This is a genomic window from Allobosea sp. 01N443, assembly GCF_056399325.1.
The window spans coordinates 1-17,044 of the sequence record NZ_JBFTRC010000126.1; the positions used below are offsets into that span (position 1 = coordinate 1).

Annotated in this window: 14 protein-coding genes and 2 pseudogenes; 8 read left to right on the plus strand and 8 right to left on the minus strand. The window is 62.6% G+C overall.

The window, feature by feature from the left end; genetic code table 11:
- Positions 1-311: 311 nt before the first annotated feature.
- The 6 genes from AC1DRP_RS24785 to AC1DRP_RS24810 form a co-directional block, all read right to left on the minus strand.
- Entirely contained in the window at positions 312-821 is a 510-nt protein-coding gene (locus AC1DRP_RS24785; protein ID WP_441508568.1) for a DUF4399 domain-containing protein, read from the minus strand.
- A gap of 12 nt (positions 822-833) precedes the next feature.
- Positions 834-1,466 carry a formylglycine-generating enzyme family protein gene (locus AC1DRP_RS24790; RefSeq protein WP_476769815.1) on the minus strand — a complete coding sequence of 211 codons (633 nt, stop codon included), beginning with the start codon at positions 1,464-1,466 and terminating at the stop codon, positions 834-836.
- Positions 1,459-2,133 (minus strand): adenylate/guanylate cyclase domain-containing protein, encoded by a 675-nt coding sequence (locus tag AC1DRP_RS24795; protein WP_476769816.1) that lies wholly within the window; start codon positions 2,131-2,133, stop codon positions 1,459-1,461. Before AC1DRP_RS24795 ends, AC1DRP_RS24790 begins: the two co-directional genes overlap by 8 nt.
- 495 nt (positions 2,134-2,628) lie before the next feature.
- The gene (locus AC1DRP_RS24800; RefSeq protein ID WP_476769817.1) at positions 2,629-3,462 is read right to left on the minus strand and encodes a YihY/virulence factor BrkB family protein; all 834 of its coding nucleotides are present in this window, start codon (positions 3,460-3,462) and stop codon (positions 2,629-2,631) included.
- A 483-nt stretch (positions 3,463-3,945) separates the two neighbouring features.
- A complete protein-coding gene (locus AC1DRP_RS24805) occupies positions 3,946-4,371 on the minus strand; it encodes a DUF1236 domain-containing protein (protein WP_476769818.1) in 426 nt (141 codons plus the stop codon).
- 852 nt (positions 4,372-5,223) lie between these two features.
- Positions 5,224-5,499, minus strand: a complete 276-nt coding sequence (locus tag AC1DRP_RS24810; protein ID WP_476769819.1) for a hypothetical protein — start codon at positions 5,497-5,499, stop codon at positions 5,224-5,226.
- Here AC1DRP_RS24810 and AC1DRP_RS24815 point away from each other — a divergent pair.
- The 7 genes and pseudogenes from AC1DRP_RS24815 to AC1DRP_RS24845 all read left to right on the plus strand — a co-directional run bounded on the left by AC1DRP_RS24815 (position 5,498) and on the right by AC1DRP_RS24845 (position 12,931).
- Positions 5,498-5,852, plus strand: a pseudogene (locus AC1DRP_RS24815) (L,D-transpeptidase). The gene AC1DRP_RS24810 and the pseudogene AC1DRP_RS24815 sit on opposite strands and share 2 nt — an antisense overlap.
- 433 nt (positions 5,853-6,285) lie before the next feature.
- The gene (locus AC1DRP_RS24820; RefSeq protein WP_476769820.1) at positions 6,286-6,543 is read left to right on the plus strand and encodes a hypothetical protein; all 258 of its coding nucleotides are present in this window, start codon (positions 6,286-6,288) and stop codon (positions 6,541-6,543) included.
- 110 nt (positions 6,544-6,653) lie between these two features.
- Positions 6,654-7,406 (plus strand): ImuA family protein, encoded by a 753-nt coding sequence (locus AC1DRP_RS24825; RefSeq protein ID WP_476769821.1) that lies wholly within the window; start codon positions 6,654-6,656, stop codon positions 7,404-7,406.
- Complete coding sequence (locus AC1DRP_RS24830; protein WP_476769822.1) at positions 7,321-8,844, plus strand: DUF6504 family protein; 1,524 nt, start codon at positions 7,321-7,323, stop codon at positions 8,842-8,844. Before AC1DRP_RS24825 ends, AC1DRP_RS24830 begins: the two co-directional genes overlap by 86 nt.
- Positions 8,841-12,113 (plus strand): error-prone DNA polymerase, encoded by a 3,273-nt coding sequence (locus tag AC1DRP_RS24835; RefSeq protein ID WP_476769823.1) that lies wholly within the window; start codon positions 8,841-8,843, stop codon positions 12,111-12,113. Before AC1DRP_RS24830 ends, AC1DRP_RS24835 begins: the two co-directional genes overlap by 4 nt.
- Before the next feature lie 272 nt (positions 12,114-12,385).
- Positions 12,386-12,595, plus strand: a complete 210-nt coding sequence (locus tag AC1DRP_RS24840) for a cold-shock protein (protein ID WP_441492976.1) — start codon at positions 12,386-12,388, stop codon at positions 12,593-12,595.
- 90 nt (positions 12,596-12,685) lie between these two features.
- Positions 12,686-12,931, plus strand: coding sequence for a DUF982 domain-containing protein (locus AC1DRP_RS24845; RefSeq protein WP_476769826.1), 246 nt, complete (start codon positions 12,686-12,688; stop codon positions 12,929-12,931).
- Positions 12,932-12,972: 41 nt separating this feature from the next.
- Here AC1DRP_RS24845 and AC1DRP_RS24850 read toward each other — a convergent pair whose 3' ends face one another.
- Together AC1DRP_RS24850 and AC1DRP_RS24855 are read right to left on the minus strand one after the other, a co-directional pair.
- Positions 12,973-13,185: a hypothetical protein gene (locus AC1DRP_RS24850; RefSeq protein ID WP_476769824.1), complete on the minus strand. Its 213-nt coding sequence runs from the start codon at positions 13,183-13,185 to the stop codon at positions 12,973-12,975.
- 1,950 nt (positions 13,186-15,135) lie between these two features.
- Positions 15,136-15,387, minus strand: a complete 252-nt coding sequence (locus AC1DRP_RS24855) for a helix-turn-helix transcriptional regulator (protein ID WP_476769825.1) — start codon at positions 15,385-15,387, stop codon at positions 15,136-15,138.
- Positions 15,388-16,278: 891 nt separating this feature from the next.
- On the opposite strand from AC1DRP_RS24855, the pseudogene AC1DRP_RS24860 reads away from it, so the two are divergent.
- Positions 16,279-17,044: pseudogene (locus AC1DRP_RS24860) on the plus strand (SDR family NAD(P)-dependent oxidoreductase); the annotation flags it as partial.

The window sequence follows — 17,044 nt, forward strand, 5'->3', positions numbered from 1 at the left end:
CCAGAGCCCTCAGGCTCTCTTGACTATGCTGTATCGCTCGACGGACCGCCTCTGTCGTCGTGGCGCTCCCATGGTGAACCTGGCCCATAGCGCCTCCTTCCACTCACGCGAAAAGACTGCACCATCAAAGCCCGGGATCAAACACCTAGGCCGTGCGGCTCCTAAGGATGGAGAGCCACCACGCAGAGAAAACGAACTGGTCTCTCGACAGTTTCACCACGACCGGGTTTGTTCGCCCAATACCAGAACCATGAAAAGAAGTGCGGGCCGCGGATGGGGCCACCGGAGCACAGGAGTGGGCTCCCTAGACCTTAAGCACCCTTTCCACTGGCCTTCTTCAACGTTCTCGCCGGCGCCGCTGGCAACACAGTTATGGTCACCTTCTTCGAAATGAGCATCGGTTTGAATGGCCGGTGGTCGGGGTCGCCGAGCACCAATTGCAGGGTATGTTTGCCAGGCGGCAACTCAAGCCTCGCCTCAGTCTGCCCTGCACCGAAGTGAAGATGCTTGTTGTCTGACGGAAGCGGCTCGTCCGGAACAATCTCATCGGTGACATCGACCAGAAGGTGGTGATGTCCGGCATTCGGAGCGGAGCTGCCGGCCTGCGTCACGCCCATATTTCGTAGGCCGAACCGCACCCAGAATTCGCCGCGGATCTGCGCTCCGTCCCAAGGATAGATGATGTACAGGCGCGCATCCGGAGATGGCGCCCGTTGCGGTGTGGAGGGCGTTGGGCCCGGCGCTGTCTGCGCCAAGGTTTCGAGCGGGAAAAGGCTGACTACAGCAAAGGCGAGAAAGATGCCGCTGGCGGATCGGCCCATGGAACCCTCCTGTCAGAGCGAGCGAGCTATCCTGAATCCGTGTGCAGGGTAACGGACGCCCGTATCGTAATGGGTCCGGCTCGCTGGCCTCACCGAGACAGCGTTGCTTCGCCAGGAGCCGCCTCTCAAGACATTCTCGCGGCAATTCTCAACCGTCCGAGGGGAGCCCTCCAACGGCGCATCCCGGTAGTTGGGCAGCCAGCAATCGGCCACCCACTGCGCGACGCCGCCTCCGAAATCGGCACCCCCGAATGCATTGCGCGCGAAACTGCCGACCGGCATCGGAACCTTCGGATCTTGAGGCCCGCCGCAGTCCCTGCAATTGGCGTTACCGGGTTCGAGCTCTCGACCCCACCAAAAGCGGGTCGAGGTGCCCGCCCTTGCGGCGTATTCCCACTCCGCTTCGCTCGGCAAACGGTATGGCTTACCGGTCAATTGCGCGAGCCAGTCCACATATTGCTTGGCATCGAGCCAGCTCAGATTGCGGGCTGGCGTTGTGTCGCTTCCGTCGAGCGAGAAGTTGCAGCCCTTTGCGGCCGCGCATCGGTTCCACTCGGCGACGGAGATGGGCGACAGACCGATTGCAAACGGCGAGATGGTCACGGTCCGGATCGGTTGTTCCGAGGGGTCTTCGTCGCTACCCATCCGAAAAGCCCCGCCGGGTATGCGGATCATTTCGGGGCAGGTTTCGCAGCGCAAATGCTGCCGCGATCCCCGCAGGTATCAAAAATAGGCGTCTTTTTTTCGTCGCGCGAGTGAAGGAAGCTGGATCGGGAAGCACACGATAGATGCGAACAGGATCGGTGATGTTCTTCAGCTTCTCGTCGCCAAGCGACTGATATCCGCAGACCAGCTTATTCTTGATCTGTTCGTAGACTCCGCCGGAGATATAGACGCCGCCGGGGGTCGCTAGAGCCTCCAGGCGCGCGGCGATGTTGACGCCATCGCCGAAGACATCGTCCGGCTCAACGATAACGTCGCCTAGGTTCACCCCTATCCGGTATTGAAGCCTGTGTTCACGCGGAAGATCGGTGTTCCTTGCCGTCACGGACTGCTGAATGACAATCGCGCATCTCACGGCTTCGAGCGGACTGTCGAACATAGCGAGGAAGCCATCGCCGGTGTTCTTTATGAGCCTCCCGTAGTGCTCTTCAAGTGTGGGATCGACGATCTCGCGGCGAACCTGCTTCAGCCGGCGAACCGTTCCTTCCTCGTCGTGACCCATCATCTGGCTGTAACCAACGATGTCCGCCGCGAGGATAGCCGCAAGCCTGCGATGAGGGTGCGGATGAGCTGGAAACTCTTCGCGCATCACGACCACCACTGTGGATCACACAGCCCCGCCTTATCCATATCAGGTAGCCCATCCAGCGTCGCGAACTTTCCGCTGATCGACGAGCGCTGGGCGTCGCCCTGGCGCTCCGGCAGCGGGCCACGCTCGGCCCGACCTTCACCCGGATGATCCGCGAGGGGGCCGGAACGCAGCGGACCGGCGGACCGCTAAAGAAAACGCGCGGGAGGCTTTCGAGGAGAGTCGGTATGAAGGAACTCTACCGGGTAGAATGCCGTGATGGGTGAGGGCGGTTGCTCATCGTCATCGTCAGGCGAAAGCTTCCACTCCTAACCCGCCTATTCAAAAGCGATGGCGCTGAGCGGGGCCTCATATCATACGGCTTGGCCGATGGACGGGACGTGCGTCTCGTTGACGATCACATCTTTGAAATCACTGAAGATGGAACGACACTGACCCGCGAGACGTGACGGCCAAGAGCGTTTCCGAGCTTTCGCGCCCAGTCGGCGGTGGCCGTCACCCCTTGTTATCCGCTGCGTCAGCACCTCGAAACCCGATTGGCTCCGGCGGGCCCTTGGTCGTGTCCCGCAAGGTCTGGCGTTCGGCTTCTGAATTCAGTTCAGCTCCGACCAGTACGATCGTCGCTGACAGCCACATCCACATCAGCAGCGCGACAACTGCGCCGAGCGTGCCATAGGTCTTGTTGTAATCCTCGAAAGTCGCGACGTACCAGGAGAACGCGAGCGAGCCGACCAGCCAGCTCACGCTGGCCAGAATGGCACCGGGACTGACCCATTTCCACTGTGCGTTGTCGCGGCTGGGTCCAAACCGATAGAGAGCGGAAAGCCCGAGCATCAGGACGAGGATCACGGCCGGCCAGCGCCCGAGCCAGAGAATCCATTCTGCTGCCGGACCCAGGTACAGGAATTCCAGCAACACGGGCACGGCGGCGATGGCGCCGAGTGCCAGCAAGGCGAAGAGGAGGATTGCAAGTGTGAAGCCGAGCGTGGTCAGGTTTAGTCGGAGGAAGCTGCGCTTCTCCTCCTCGCCGTAGGCGACGTTCAACGCATCGAAGAGCGCCTTCACACCAGCATTCGCGCTCCATGCCGACAGACCGAGGCTGATCAGGAACGCTATTCCGAGCTTCGTTTCATCGCCTGTGGCGATCCGGGTGATCTGATCGCGAACGACCTCGAGGGCGCCGGATGGCAACAAGCCTTCCGCCATTGCCAATTCGCCCGCGACAGTGGCCGGATCGGCAATGATCCCGTACAGCGAAACGAAGGCGGTGATGGCCGGAAACAGCGCAAGCAGCCCATAGAAGGTGACACCGGCGGCCACGGCCAGCACCCGGTCCTTCCCGACCTCGGCATAGGTCCGTCGGAGGATCGCTGCCCAGCCCCCAGGGGGAATCTCGGTCGGTGCCTTCGCATCTTCCCCTTTGCGAAATCCCGTGTGTCCGCCACCCTTTGCGGGCCCCTTGGCGCCCCCCTTGGCGCGCCCCTCGAACTGCCTGGCGATGATCGATCCCCCAACTCCGATCAGGGCCGCCAATGACAATYGGGCAAGCAGACGTTGAGCGCGCAATTCGGTCACTCCCAAAGCGAGGGAACTTCGGGCACTCAAAAAAGTTGCCCAACGCCGCGACGGTTGAGGACGATGCCAGAAAAGGTCGGAATGAGGCGCACGGACCGGCATCACAAAGCAAGGCTTGGCGTGGTTCGGAAGAAGCGTCGCTCCACCGCCTGGGATCGCAGGGCTCCGATGGCCAACACGCCAACACGGCGGCGGAAAGGCCCGCCGGTCGTGGCGGGCCTCTCCGTGGCTAAGTGATTATTCGATGATCTGAACGATCTTGCGGGTCTTCGGCTCGACCAGCACCGTCTGATCGTTCACGACGGTGTAGCGATACTGGGTTTTTCCGTATCGAGCCGGAACCTCTCGATAGGTGACGGTTTCGGGAAGAGTAGCGCCGACCACGACCTTCTCGCGGTAAGTCACCGAAGGCACCTTCTGCTCCTTCACATAGGTGCGGAACTCGGTGCGCTGGTCGGCCGCAATGCCACCGACGATCGCGCCAGCCGCGGCGCCACCGACTGCTCCTACCGCGGCTCCCGCTGGCCCCCCGACAATCGCACCGCCGACAGCTCCGGTTCCTGCGCCGGCGGCGGCCCCACCTGCTGCTCCGGAGCTGGACTGCGCAAACACGGTCGCAGGCATGGCTGCCAGTGCAGCAACAAGAACAATCTTCTTGATCATAGTGGATCTCCTGTTAGCCCCCGCCAGCGAGGAAACGACATGCTAAGTTGTTGGTTCCATGAATAATTATTCATGGTCGGCATTTTCGGGCTGGCCCCTGGGATGATGCGGGAGGTGGCGATCGGTGTGTTCTTCTGCCCGCGTGATCATCAAAGGGGGCGATGGGAGATTGCGAACCGTCTCCCGAATTCCGCGGAATGCATCCGCAGCTACACTCTAGGCGGCGCAATGGGTGAATCAGCGCCGCCGCCCGTTCTTCACAGCATAGCGAGACGCGAAGGAGCGGGAACCGTCGTGGCGCAATGGGATTTTGATTGGCGGCAGGGCTGGTGGTCGATGAGAAAGGCACTCCATCATCTCGTCCGTCTGAACGCGTAGTAGAACTTTCCCGCTACGAACCCGGCAAGCCGGGATAGGTCATCGAGACTATCGTCGCTTGGAAAGACGGCATTGTTCCTGTCTACGTCCTTCCATCTTGGGAGGATCGAGGGTTCGATGAACTTTCGGGTCCCTTCGAAACCAAAGAGGAAGCTGAGGACGCTTTGGCGCGAGCATCGTTGTGAGCCCGGCCGAGAGACGGAAATCGAGCCGATCACGGGGCGCGCTCTATCTCCACCGACGCCTGCACGGCTGAGCTTGAAGGCGATGCGGACCGAGCTCGCTATTCCCAAAAGGAAGAGGGCTGGCGGGCGGCAGATCGATCCAGCAATAGCCGCAAAATCAGTGGGTCCGGTTCCGGTTATGAATCCACGAGTTTGGAGGGATTTATATGAGTTCCGCCCGCTTGCAGATCATCTGGCGCCGCATCCCGCCAGCGTACTTGGCTGTAGAGCCTCGGCCAGGCCCGTGCCTTCAGGCGTCCTCCTTGTCCGGGCCGGTAGGCGTCTGGTGTCCGCGCTCCTCTGGCTGCCGTCTGCACACGCCTCGCGTATGAGTCTCGATCGCGGCGAGCGCTGCGTCTAACGAGCAATACGGCCCCGGCGAGAGTGTTGCCATAGCACCCAGAGCTCGGCCCGACGGGACGCGGAAGCTTCCGGACAAGGCCAGCTCGACATGCCCGGCGTTACGGCCGAGCAAGTCGATGAGGTCCCAGCTTGTCGAGCTCATTTGCTTGATGATGAGATCCATGAAGGCTCCTCCGCCCCAACGGTCACCCACCGATAACAATCCAAGCTCGAACAGGTTGCGCGGACGGTCTTCGAATTTCGGGCTACGGACGCGGGAAGCGATCGCAGCGGCAATGAGTGGTCACCGACGGACCAGATGCCCCGAGGTGAATCTGAACCTTCCGCCCGGACCTAATAACCCGGTCGGAACCATCTGGATTGCGCTGTCTGAGCCAACATTCGGCATTCACGGGACACCGGAGGCCTCGCAGGTCAGCAAAACGACGTCGCATGGCTGCGTGAGATTAACCAACTGGGACGGAGGAGCTTGGCGCCCTCGTGCGCCCGGGCGTGCCTGCGCAGTTCCTGGATTAGATCTGTGAGAGGTCGCCAGAACCGGCACGGTTTCGCGTGGTTCGCCCTTTCCTTATGTCTTTCTCTTTCCATGCCGGGCTTTGGGACGCTAGCACGCGACCTCCAGACCAAAGGGCACGGCCTCTCCCAATCGGGGCCGGTGCTCGCTCCGCTCCCTCCGCAATGGCCGACCGGTTTGAAGCCGCAAGTTGAGTTCGCTCAGGGCGGGAATTCAAGCGAACTGGGCGCGGGCAGGCCAACGGCACCGTCGACCTGCTTCCGTGTCTTCGAGGAGAACGGAGGCATCCTGCTGCCTTCGGCCGGCGGCATACGCACCGGTGAATGTGCCATCGAGGACCCGGGCGAACGATGCGCGTATTTTCCGGAACCCGAGGGCAGGTCCGATCGTTTGGGCCAGGGGCTGAGCTTGGGGGGAGAGACTTGGAGGTCCGCTATGCCTCTGACATTTGAAGCCGAGCCGGTGAACGCACCGGTGACCGCCGCGGATTATTCGGGTGATCCGCGTATCCAGAGAATTGCTAGGGCAATGTGTCGCGCTGCGCGGATAGACCCCGACCAGCCAGCCCGAGCTGTTGCGATTTTCAATATCATGCCTGCCGGACGATTGGAGAATGATCCGGCATGGACGTTGTTTCAGCGTCAGGCTGAACTCTTTGTCGCCATGAATCCGGATGTGGCTGGACCGCTCTGAGGCCTCAGAGCGGATATCGCATTGCTGACCTCATCTTGACTTCCGAGTAGTGAAGTAGGAACAAAAAGGGAACATGGCGGCCCGCCCATTTTCAGAGGACACCAACAATTGTGCGGTCCGAGCTCGCCATACAGTCTCTGCGCGAGCAGATCGCAAGGATCGAAGGCACGAACCGGCGCGCGAAAGCGGTGCTTCCGTTCGGAGTCGCCGAGGTGGACGCGCGCCTCCCAGGCGGCGGACTGGCGCTCGGGGCGCTGCATGAAGTGGCTGGCGGCGGCAACGGCGCGATCGACGGTGCCGCGGCCGCACTGTTCAGCGCGGGAGTTGCTGCCCGCACCCGGGGGAGGGTCCTGTGGTGCATCACGCGGCCGGACCTCTTTGCTCCCGCCTTCGCGCAGGCCGGACTTGTCCCTGATCGGGTGATCTATGTCGAAGCCGGTGACGACAAGGCAGTCCTTTCCTGCATGGAAGAAGGACTGCGGCACGGTGGACTTGGATCCGTCGTGGGGGAAGTCGCCCGCCTATCCATGACCGCCTCTCGTCGGCTGCAACTGGCCGCGGAGGGGACCGGGTCGGTCGGAATTGCCCTTCGCCGTTGGCGGCGTCAGGCGGAAGCCGCCGATTTTGGTCAACCGACAGCGGCCATGACGCGTTGGCGGATCTCGGTGATGCCATCCTCGCCGCTGCCGGTTCCCGGCGTGGGACGGCCTCGCTGGCTGGTCGAGCTCATCCGGGCCCGTGCCGGCGACAGTGCAGATTTCGAGTTGGAGGCGTGCGATGACACGGGTTGTCTCGCTCTTCCTGCCGACCTGGTCCACCGACCGGGCGCGGCGGAAGGCTGGCGACGCAGCGCCTCCGCCTGAGGTGCCGCTCGTCCTGATCGGCCGCGACGGAAACAGGCGAGTGGTGCTGGGAGCGGATGCTGCGGCTCAGGCCGCCGGTCTTTGCATCGGCATGCCCGCGACAAAGGCGCAGGTACTCGTTCCGGGTCTGATCGTCGAGGATGCCGATCCGGCCGCTGACGCCGATGGACTCGATCGGCTGGCTGTCTGGATTCTGGAGCGTATCGCACCTGTCGTCGCACCCGATCCGCCGGACGGCATCGTCATCGACTCGACCGGGGCAGACCATTTACACGGCGGCGAGAACGCTATGCTCGACGGGGTGATCGGTCGCCTTGCGATGTCGGGGATCGTCGCTCGGGCGGCGATCGCTGATACGTGGGGCGCCGCTCACGCACTGGCTCGTTACAGGACACGTTCGACGATCGTCGCCGCTCCAGGGCATGGACCATCCATCATCGCTCCGTTGCCGCTGGAGGCTCTGCGGCTTCCGTCCTCGGTTAGTGCCGGGCTGCGCACCTTGGGCTTCGAGCGGATCGGTGACTTGCTGGCGCAGCCGCGGGCGCCTCTGGCTCTGCGCTTTGGTCCGGAGCTTGGCCGCCGCATCGACCAGGCGCTTGGAGACCTCGCCGAGCTGATCAAGGCCATTCGGCCGCCCGACCTGATCGAGGTTCGCCAAGCCTTCGCCGAGCCGATCGGCGCCGCGGAGACGATCGCGCGCTATATCGCCAAGCTCGTCGGGCAACTCTGCGAGCGCCTGGAGGAACGAGGGTTCGGCGCACGTCGTCTCGACCTCATCTGCCATCGCGTCGACAATCGTGCAGAGGCGGTTCGGGTCGGATTGGCCACGCCGGTTCGCGACGTCAGGCGACTGACGCGGCTCCTCTGCGAGAAGATCGATACGATCGAGCCGGGTTTCGGAATTGAGGTGATGACGCTGGCCGCGACCATCGCCGAACCGCTGGAACGCAAGCAGACCCACAACTCGCTTGTCGAAGCGAGCTTCCCGGACGTGTCTGACCTGGTCGACACCTTGGCAAACCGGGTCGGGGAGCGCGCCGTCTATCGTCTGGCTCCGGTCGCAAGCGACGTGCCTGAACGTTCCGTCTGCCGAATCCCGGCCATGGCGGCCGAGACGGGGGCGAGTTGGCCGGGTCATTGGCCGCGGCCATCCCGTCTGTTGCCTCAACCCGAACCGGTCGAGACCATGGCGCTGCTGCCTGACCAGCCCCCGGTTTGGTTCACCTGGCGGGGAATCCGTCGACGGGTGAAGCGCGCCGACGGTCCCGAGCGCGTTTTCGGCGAATGGTGGAAGCGCGATGCCGAGCTGGCCGCGGTTCGCGACTATTTCCGGGTCGAGGATGATGCAGGCGAGCGCTACTGGCTCTATCGGGCCGGTGACGGTGAGCACGCTGCGACCGGCTCCCACCGCTGGTTTCTGCACGGGGTATTCGGATGAGTCGCCCGCGCTACGCTGAACTTCAGGTCACCTCGCATTTCAGTTTCCTGCGTGGCGCCTCCTCATGTGAGCAACTGTTCGCGCAGGCTGCGGCGGCTGGACTCGAGGCAGTCGCCGTTGTCGATCGCAATTCGCTCGCCGGGATCGTCCGCGCCCATGAGGCGGCCAAGGCAACCGGTGTTCGCCTCGTTGTCGGCTGCCGCCTCGATCTCGTCGACGGCATGTCTGTGCTCGTCTACCCGATTGACCGACCGGCGTATTCGCGGCTGTGTCGACTGCTCTCGCTCGGCAAGCAGCGCGGCGGCAAGGCAAAGTGCCATCTGGAGTGGCCCGATCTTGTCGCCTATGGCGAGGGGCTGATCGCTGTCCTCGTGCCTGATCAGGCCGATGCGGAATGCGCCTTCCGCCTTCGGCGCCTTCGCGATGCGTTCGGCAACCGTGCCTATCTCTCGCTGACGCTGCGCCGACGTCCGAACGACCAGCTCCGGCTTCACGAGCTGTCGAACCTCGCCACCCGGATGGGCGTGCCGACCGTCACCACCAACGACGTGCTGTTTCATGAGCCTGCGCGGCGCATTCTCCAGGACGTGGTGACCTGCATTCGTCACAACGTCACGATCGACGCCCTCGGCGACCGGCGCGAACGGCATGCCGATCGCTACATCAAGCCGCCGGAAGAGATGCATCGGCTGTTCAGTCGCTACCCCGAGGCGTTGGCGCGGACGTTACAGATTGCTGATCGATGCCGCTTTTCGCTTGGTGAGCTGGCCTATCAGTATCCCGAGGAGCGAGACGATCCGGCGCTCACACCCCAGCAGACCCTGGACAAGCTGACCTGGGAAGGCGCCGCCGAGCGCTATCCCGAAGGCGTTCCGAAGAGCGTCGAAGCGGCCCTTCGGCACGAGCTTCGGTTGATCGAGAAGCTGGGCTACGCGCCATATTTCCTGACGGTGAACTCGATCGTTCGCTTCGCCCGGTCGAAGGACATTCTGTGCCAGGGCCGCGGCTCAGCGGCGAACTCGGCAGTCTGCTACGTGCTCGGCATCACCTCGATCGATCCGGGCCGCAACGATTTGCTGTTCGAGCGCTTCGTTTCGGAGGAGCGCCGAGAGCCGCCGGACATCGACGTCGATTTCGAGCATGAGCGGCGCGAGATCGTCATGCAGTGGATTTTCGACACCTATGGTCGCGATCACGCGGCCTTGTGCTCGACCGTCATCCGCTATCGCACCAAGGGCGCGCTCCGGGACGTCGGAAAAGCCCTTGGCCTGCCGGACGACTTGATTGGCACTTTGTCCTCGCATGTCTGGGCCTGGTCCGAAGGTGGCGTAGAGCCGCGCCATGTCGAAGAGCTGAACCTCAATCTCAAGGACCGTCGGCTTCGGCTGACACTCGATCTCGCGCGTCAACTCATGGGCGCGCCTCGGCACCTCAGCCAGCATCCTGGTGGATTTGTGCTCACCCATGACCGGCTCGACGATCTCGTGCCGATCGAGCCTGCCGCCATGGCTGATCGCCAGGTTATCGAGTGGGACAAGGATGATATCGATGCCCTGAAGTTCATGAAGGTCGACGTGCTGGCACTTGGCATGCTGACCTGCATGAAGAAGGGGCTCAATCTTCTGGCCGAACATAAGGGCATCAATCTCGACCTCGCAACGATCCCCGCCGAGGACCCGCGCACCTATGCGATGATCCGCAAGGCAGACACGCTCGGCACCTTTCAGATCGAGAGTCGCGCGCAAATGTCGATGCTGCCGAGGTTGAAGCCGCGGACCTTCTACGACCTGGTGGTCCAGGTCGCGATCGTTCGCCCTGGCCCGATCCAGGGAGACATGGTCCACCCGTACCTTCGACGGCGTGAAGGACTGGAGCCGGTCCACTATCCCAAGCCCGAACTGGAGAAGGTGCTGGGCAAGACCCTGGGTGTGCCCCTGTTCCAGGAACAGGCCATGCGCGTGGCGATCGAGTGCGCCGGCTTTACCCCGGGCGAGGCCGACATGCTCCGGAAGTCGATGGCGACCTTCAAGTTCACCGGAGGCGTATCGTCCTTCAAGGACATGCTGATCGCGGGCATGGTCGCCAACGGCTACGAGGAGGAGTTCGCCGAGCAGACCTTCAAGCAGCTCGAAGGATTTGGCAGCTATGGCTTCCCGGAAAGCCACGCAGCATCATTCGCCCTGATCGCCTACGCTTCGGCGTGGCTCAAATGCTGGCATCCCGACATCTTCTGCGCCGCACTCCTCAACAGCCAGCCCATGGGCTTCTATGCTCCCGCTCAGATCGTCCGTGACGCGCAGGCGCATGGAATCGAGGTTCGTCCGATCTGCGCCAACGCGTCGAGGTGGGACTGCACGCTGGAGCCGACCCGCGACGACAGCCGCTTCGCGGTCCGGCTGGGTCTGGGCTTGGTKAAAGGGCTCGCTAATGCACATGGAGCGGCTATCGTCGCAGCGCGGGCTGATCRGCCCTTTGCTTCAATCGATGACCTCTGGCGACGTGGTGGCGTTCCCGTGGCTGCGCTCACGCACATCGCCGAGGCCGATGGCTTCCGACCGTGCTTCGGTCTGGCGCGCCGCGAGGCGCTGTGGGCAATCAAGGCACTGCGCGATGAGCCGCTACCGCTGTTCGCGGCAGCCTCTGCCCGGCAGAGCGAGATCATCCCGGAAGTGGCCGAACCGGCTGTTTTCCTGCGGCAGTTGACGGCCGGTAGCGAGGTGGTCGAGGATTACCGCCATGTCAGCCTGTCGTTGCGCAGCCACCCAGTTTCCTTCCTCAGGCGGGATCTGCGACGGCGACGCATCGTTACCTGCGCCGAGGCGATGGAAGCACGAGACGGCCGCTGGCTTGAGGCTGCTGGGATCGTCCTCGTCCGCCAGCGGCCAGGCAGCGCCAAGGGCGTTATGTTCATCACCCTCGAGGATGAGAGCGGCATCGCCAACCTCGTGGTCTGGCAAAAGGTGTTCGAGCAAAATCGCCGCACCATCCTCTCCGCCGGTATGATTGCGGTGCGTGGCCGCGTCCAGCGCGAGGGCGAGGTCGTTCATCTGGTCGCGCAGCGTCTAACCGATCTGTCGGCAGAACTCGCCAGCGTCGGGGAGCGCGACGACGCCTTCCCGCTGCCTCATGGCCGGGGGGACGAGTTCCACCATGGTTCGCCGACGCCGGATCCGCGTGGGCTTCCTCCGAAGGGGCTTCGAACCCGCGACGTCTACATTCCCGACCTGCATCTCGATACGATCAAGGTGAAGACGCGAGATTTCCGGTGAACCCGACGGTGCACCGTTGGTCGCAAGCCGACGGCGGACGTCTTCGTGCCGCTATCTCTCGGTCGTGGGAACAAAGAAACCGCCGCAGGGTTTCGGACGCGTGCAAGGACGCCGCGAACGCTCTTGCACGGCCTAACGCCCCGTCGCTCTTTCGCGAGCGGCGGGGCAGCACTTCGGTCATTGCGATTGAGTAGCGGGCGGTCGGAAGCCTCAGAAGGCATGCGGCGATAGGTAATCGCTTTCGCATTATCCACCGTCAAGAGGAGACATCCATGGCGACGGGAACTGTGAAGTGGTTCAATCCCAGCAAGGGATTTGGCTTTATCCAACCCGATGATGGCGGTCAGGACGTGTTCGTCCACATCAGCGCCTTGGAGCGTGCGGGATTGCGAGAACTGCGCGACGGACAAAAAATCTTCTACGAGGTCGTCCCGGACCAACGCTCGGGAAAAGCCTGTGCCGAGAACCTTAAGGCGGAATAGGGGGCTGGCTACGGATTCACTCGTTTTGTCGGCGTGCTGGCCTTCTCCACCCGGGTTCGTCAATCAGGAGGACGGGAATGTGCCATGCCGATGCATTCGTTCACCCCACCCGTTGTCGTTCGAGCCGACCGGCCTGAAGTGACCTATTCTGTCACCCACGTCGAGCGAGCCGCAGAGTTCTTGCTTGCCTGGAAAGCGATAGGGGCGGGCCCGAAGTGGCAGGATGCTGTTCGCGCCTGCACGGCAGTGCTGAATGGTGCCGGGACCATTGATGAGGCGCGGGAGGCGTTCGAGGAGGCAGCGCGGGAGTGGCCGCCTCATTGGCTAGCGGGGTAGTGCGCCACTCCCGGTAGGGGGGCGCTAATCAAGGAGCGCGATCAGCTCAGCTTCCTCTGGCGTATCCCGCGCACCGGCTCCCGAGCCTCATAGACGGCGATTGCGGCCTTGAGCATTTCCAGTTCGAGGGCGTCCACCGAATTAGGCTTCGCGTCCTCGATTTCACCGATGCGCTGAAGCGCATACCGGTAATCCTCGTGGCATTTGACGCAGGCAGTGGGCGTATCCGGTTTGAGTTCGGCCACCGCGGTCATTGGATTTCTCCTTCCGTGGCTGATGCCGGAAACTTATCCCTAGGATTGCCGGATTCAAGAGGTTTAACATCACCCAAAATGGCCGGCCACCCTTTCGGAGCCGCGGGCAATTTAGTGTTTAGAGTGGGCGTACTGGCTTTGACGGCGGCTCGTATTCCCGCGCGGCGAGCCTTAGGATTTTTCGCTCGAGGGACCGCACTGAGCCAGGCCTGGCCCCTTCGAGCTCTCTGATACGCTGCCAAGTTCTCCGATAGTCAGCAGAGGTCTTAATCGTAATGATTGGCGCCTTAGGCCCAGCGTGAGAACTGGGCATTATGCGGCCTCCATATTGGTAGAGTTCAGTCACCGGAGCGCAACGGTGTCAGGCGAGGTCACCCCTCCGGGACGTCCATTGCATTGCTCCATACCGTGCCACCAAGACAGGATCGTGGCGCACGCCCGCCGGTCGAAGTTCAATCGCCCGCCGGTTCAGTGTCGGTGACGGCTTTCGGCTGATTGGTGTCGCAGATTGTCAGTCGGCAACGCGAACAAGTGTGACCCGGACTTTCACCCCTGGAGCGTCTGGCGACTCGCCTAGTAGCGAAATCGTGCCGTCGATAGCTACCCCTGTAAGGCTGACAGAGACGTCGTCCTTCCCAAACACACTCTCGACAGCCAGAGTCGGGGTATGCCGGGTCACACGGATCTCGGCGCTAAAGGCATCTCGATCCTCTTGGTAGCTTCCGACGTACAGCATTGCCGAGTTGCCTCCGCGCACCTTGCCGCCGCAGATCACTACGACACCGCTGCCGATACCGAGGACGGTCCCAAACTCCGCTTTATTGGTCTCCCCTGAACGAGCAATTTCGACCTCGTCCGCTCACAAGCTCGGAGACAACGATGCGGCGATGGCTGCGCCGTTCAAGGAGACGCTATTCTTGCCAAAGCGCCCCGTGAACTACGCCCACCGCGCCCAAACGACGATCAGGATCGCGGAGAGGGCCATCTGCTGGAGGGGCCGTAACTGGGGCGCATGTTATCAGTCGACAGGGGTACATTCCATGCGCACGCGCTGACCGGGCTCGTTTTGCGTATGGCAGGAGACGAAAGCGGGCCCGCCTTTAACCGGTGCTCCCGACATCGCAGCGGGCACCACACGGGGTGCCAGCGGGGCGGCTGGTTTCGGCGCGCTTGCGACGATGGGCGCGGGCTTGGGAGCTGCCCTCGTCACTTTGACCTGCGCGGGGCTGATTGACATCGGCTCGCTCGCTTCCGTCGGAGCATCAGAGAGCACGATGGGAACGGGCTCAGGCTTCTCCTGTTGAGCCGATTGCCAAGGCCGCCAACTCCCCAGCCGGGCAAACGTTTCGAACGTTGGCTTCGTGATCAACTCGACCGTTGGCACCGATTGGGCCGAGCAGCCAGCCGCCAACAGGCCGGCGACGCCGGCGCGATAAAGAAGGTTCGCCATACTAACCCCTTGTAATACTCGTGGCGAAGTCGTGGCACTAAGGCGGAGGAATGTAGCCTTTTTGTGCCCGGGGAGTTTACGCGCTCGCCGACGCTGGATGCGAAGAGGGTGTTTCGGGCGCGATCCGGCCGTCAGGCTGGATGCCTTCCCCCTTCCACCCATGCCGGCTCGCGATCGATGGCGCCGGGGACATCGTCTCGAAAACGTCGCGCGCGGCCGCTCCGGCATGCACGGCAGATACTCGGCCTCGCATTCGTGCCCAGTGCTTCCGGCTAGCTGGATGGGACCATGCGAGGCGACGACTGGACCAGACACGGCGAATGACCAGGGGCAAAATCGAGCCGAGCTAAGTTTGCTGGGTGTTTCATCGGCAGACTGCCAGGACCCTACACTCGCCCGCTGCGGGAGGACGCCGCGGGCCCTTTATATGCTGGGTGTCCCATCTCACCTCGCGGGCGTCTGCCGAATACACCAAAGGGGCGCGCCGATTCGAGTGGCGCTCACGGCAAGACCGCGATCCGGGCCAGCAATTTGACGAGTTCCGCCTGACGCTTGGTTTGGGTCTTGGCAAAGACCGATGCCAGTTGCGTGCGAACGGTGGTACGGCTGATGTGCCGACTGCGGGCGACGTCCGCTGGGATATCGCCGCGCGCCAAACCAAGCGCGAGGCGTGTCTCAGCCAAGGTCAGCCCAAACATGCGCTGAAGCATGAAGGGATTGGGCTCCAGTTGCGCGTCAAGATCGAGCAACATGACGACGTTTGTATATTGAGCGGGATGTCGCCCCCAGACTGATTGAGGACGAAAGGCGCATCGGTTTGATTCCAGATAACGATCCAGGTCAGGGGTGCAAGCGGACGGCGGTTGCGGGACCGCGCGATCAGTCGCCTGAAGGCATTCGTCAGTTGGTCGAGATCTTGAGCCGAGCCGTCCTCGTGACGAAGGATTAGTCGCGCCGTGGCGTTTGCCTCGACGATCCTCTGGCGTTCGAGGAGAAGATAACCACAGCCGAGGCGGTCGAGCATGCCCAGAAAAACAGCGTCGCGAACATTGTGCGAAGTCCCGCGCTCGTCTTGGTCGACCGCTGCCGTGTTAGAAGTTTCATCAGGCCTTGAGATCATCGGTTTTAGCCCAGCCGTTTTGCGGTTTGGCAGCCCCCTTTTTCCGATGCTCTGTGACTTAAACTGATAGGACCGCTCGCGTGTTCCCTTTGCTCCGGATGTCGCGGATCGCGCGCCGGGCGGCGCCTTTTTGCCTGACACGTGTGGTTTCCGACGGGTTCCCCCGCGCCGCTGCGGGCCTGATTGCCTTTCGCCGTTCCGCCATGAACGGGATGAAGCTCAGAAGAAACGGCCCGTAACTTTCACCGTCTCTTTGCCTGCTAAGCGGTCGAGCTCTGATCGACCACGCCCTTGCAGGTTCCGGCAGGCGGGCGCCTTCGCTTTCGGCTTCCAAGAGGGCAGGGGGGATGAAATGATCGCGTATCCAGCGGTCGAGGTAGGGGAATAGCCATCGGCGGCCATCGGCGTGGATCGGTCGCTGCTTCGGCTCCTGAAACCCCTGGTCCATACCGGTAATGACGAGAGATCCCGAGACGTGGATAGAAATCAGATTTCATCGGAAACGCCATTCGCTCCTGGGAAGGTGGCTGTCATTACCGGGGCCGCCAGCGGCATCGGACGCGCCGCTGCCGAGCGATTCTCTGGGATCGGCATGCGCATCGTCCTGTTCGACAAGGATGCAGCCAAGTTGGCCGAGGTAGCCGGTTCACTGGCGGCGGAGACGAAGACCATCGCCGGGGATGTGGTTCAGTTCGCGGACGTCGAGCGTCTCCGGGACGCGGTTTCCAAGCCTTCGGGGAGGTCAATGTGCTCATGAACAACGCCGCGATCGCTGGCGAGGGCAGCGACAACTTGAATGGTCGCGACGCCTGGCGTCGAATCGTGGAGGTGAACCTTTGGGGCGTCGTCAATGGCGTGCATGCCTTCACCCCGGCGATGCTTGAACAGGTAGTCGCGCGGCGATCATCAACACCGGATCGAAGCAGGGCATCACCAATCCGCCGGGGTTCCCGGCCTACGCGGTGTCGAAAAGCGGGCGTAAAAACGCTGACCGATCAACTTGCTCACGGTCTTCTCGAAACCGGCACGCCCGTGAGCGCACACCTGTTGGTTCCCGGCTGGACCTATACGGGCTTGACCAATGCCCCCGACGGCAAGCAACCCGTGGGTACATGGACGGCCGATCAGGTCGTCGAGCAAATGATCGGGGCGGTCGAGGGGGGCGATTTCTACGTGATTTGTCCCGACGGTATGGTCACGCCCGAACTCGACGCGGCTCGCATCCGGTGGAGTGCCGAGGACATGACCGAGAACCGGCCGGCCCTCTCGCGATGGAACCCGGCTTGGAA